Source organism: Mesorhizobium sp., assembly GCF_004962925.1.
GTDB lineage: Bacteria > Pseudomonadota > Alphaproteobacteria > Rhizobiales > Rhizobiaceae > Mesorhizobium.
On sequence record NZ_SUEO01000004.1, the window covers coordinates 62,598 to 63,274 of the forward strand.

General features: G+C 65.3%; 1 protein-coding gene. It reads right to left on the reverse strand.

What is annotated here, in order from left to right:
• Positions 1–677 (reverse strand): aspartate carbamoyltransferase catalytic subunit (locus E5W87_RS02330; protein ID WP_292393594.1); only part of this gene is annotated, 677 nt, incomplete at both ends.

A 677-nucleotide genomic window follows, 5' to 3' on the forward strand; every position in this document is an offset into this window, starting at 1 on the left:
TCACCGCCATGCGCACGGCGACACCCATCTCCACCTGTTCCTGGATGACGCTCTGCGGGCCGTCGGCGATTTCCGAGGCGATCTCGACGCCGCGGTTCATCGGGCCGGGATGCATGACCAGAGCGCCGTCCTTGGCGGCCTTCAGCTTCTCGGCATCGAGGCCGAAATAGTGGAAATATTCCCGCACCGAAGGCACGAAGGCGCCTTCCATTCGCTCGCGCTGCAGCCGCAGCATCATCACCACATCGGCGTCCTTGAGGCCTTCGGCCATCGAACGGGTGACGATCACGCCCATTTTCTCGATGCCGGCGGGCAAAAGCGTCGACGGTGCCACGACGCGGACCTGGGCGCCGAGCGCGTTGAGCAGCATGATGTTGGAGCGCGCCACGCGCGAATGCAGGATGTCGCCGCAGATCGCCACGATCAGCTTCGACAGCGGGCCCCTGGCGCGGCGGATGGTCAGCGCGTCGAGCAGCGCCTGCGTCGGGTGTTCATGGGCGCCGTCGCCGGCATTGATCACCGAGCAGCCGACCTTTTGCGCCAGCAGCGCCGCGGCACCCGCCGACTGGTGGCGGATGATTAGTATGTCGGGGCGCATGGCATTCAGCGTCATCGCCGTGTCGATCAGCGTCTCGCCCTTCTTCACCGAAGAACTGGCCACCGACATATTCATGACG